The organism is Arthrobacter sp. Hiyo1 (assembly GCF_001263615.2).
Classification (GTDB): Bacteria; Actinomycetota; Actinomycetes; order Actinomycetales; family Micrococcaceae; genus Arthrobacter.
This window is the reverse complement of the sequence record NZ_DF952468.1, coordinates 134,040-135,579: the sequence shown is the minus strand read 5'-3', so window position 1 is coordinate 135,579 and position 1,540 is coordinate 134,040. Positions and strand designations below refer to the sequence as shown.

The following is a 1,540-nucleotide window of genomic DNA, read 5'->3' as shown; positions in this document are numbered from 1 at the left end:
GCTGCATCGCGGCGTCCTCAAGGTCAATCTCTCCCGGTTCTTCACCTGGACCGGAGTCGGCCTCATCGTGATCGCGGGCGGCGTGCTCGCGTATGGCATCCATGACCTCCAGGAAGCCGGAATCCTGCCGGGGCTCCACACCCTCGCTTTCGACGTCTCCGCGGCCATCCCGCCGTCGTCCTGGTACGGCACCCTGCTGAAGGGCACCCTCAACCTGTCCCCGGCCACCACGTGGCTCGAAGCCGGGGCCTGGCTGCTGTACGTGATCCCTGTGCTCTATTTCTACATCCGCGCTAACGGTTCCTCGCCGAAGAAATCCACCGGCAACGCCCCACGGCCCAAGCCGCCAACGCTGCCTAAAAGCTTCCCGCCCCCCACAACAGAAGGAAACCCCCATGCCTGGCACTCCCCTGCCCAAAATTCCCCTGCCCACAACGGCTTCACGCCGCCGGACGTCCCTCGTCCTCGTCGCCGCTGCCGCCGCCGTGCCGCTCGTACTCACCGGCTGCACGGATAACACCAAGACGCCGGGCGCCAGCGCCTCCGCCGGACCGATCCAGGTCACCAGCACCAAAACCGAATGCAAAGTCTCCACGGGCAGCGTCCCCAGCGGCAACCTGAGCTTCGCGGTCAAGAACAACGGCACTGAAATTACCGAGTTCTACCTCCTCGCAGAGGACGGCCTGCGGATCGTCGGCGAAGTGGAGAACATCGGTCCCGGCCTGACCCGCAACCTGGTGGTCACTGCTCCCGCGGGCAAGTACACCACCGCCTGCAAGCCGGGCATGCAGGGCGACGGTATCCGAGCCGCCTTTGAGGTCACGGACTCCGGAAACAAGACCGGCGTCGATGCCGATTTCCAGAAGCTTGTGGACACTGGGGTCCAGCAGTACACGGCGTACGTCAAAGACCAGACTGAGCAGCTTGTGACCGGCACCAAGGCCTTCGCCGATGCCTACGCGGCGGGCGACGTAACGAAGGCCCGCGAACTGTACGCCGCAACCCGCATGCACTGGGAACGGATCGAACCCGTAGCGGAATCCTTCGGGGACCTCGACCCCAAACTCGATGCCCGCGAAGCCGACCTTGAACCGGGCCAGGAATGGACCGGCTGGCACCGCGCGGAGAAGGACTTGTTCCCGCCGTCGGGCTACACAGCGCTGACGGCCACCGAGCGGGCCAAAATCGCCACGCAGCTCGTTTCCGACACCGAGGAGCTCGGCAAGCGCACCCGCACTGTGGTGCTCTCCGCGGACAAGCTCGGCAACGGCGCCAAGGAGCTCCTGGACGAAGTCGCGCGCGGCAAGGTCACCGGCGAAGAAGAAATCTGGTCCCACACGGACCTCTGGGACTTCCAGGCCAACATCGACGGCGCGCGGATAGCGTTCGAAAACCTCAAACCTGCGCTCGCGCAGAAAGACCCGGCCCTGGCCACGGGCCTCGACGGGAAGTTCGCTGCCCTTGAGGCCGAACTCAAGAAGCACGCCAAGGGTGACGGCTTCGCGTACTACAACGAACTCAGCCCCGCCGAGGTCCAGCA

General features: G+C 65.3%; 2 protein-coding genes. Both read left to right on the top strand.

Features of this window, described 5'->3' with window-relative positions:
- Nucleotides 1-517: FTR1 family iron permease (locus AHiyo1_RS25930; RefSeq protein WP_253257094.1), on the top strand; the 517-nt coding region annotated here is incomplete at its 5' end.
- The coding region (efeO, locus tag AHiyo1_RS00500; protein ID WP_253257149.1) for an iron uptake system protein EfeO at nt 486-1,540 on the top strand (1,055 nt) is incomplete at its 3' end. The genes AHiyo1_RS25930 and efeO, both read left to right, overlap by 32 nt.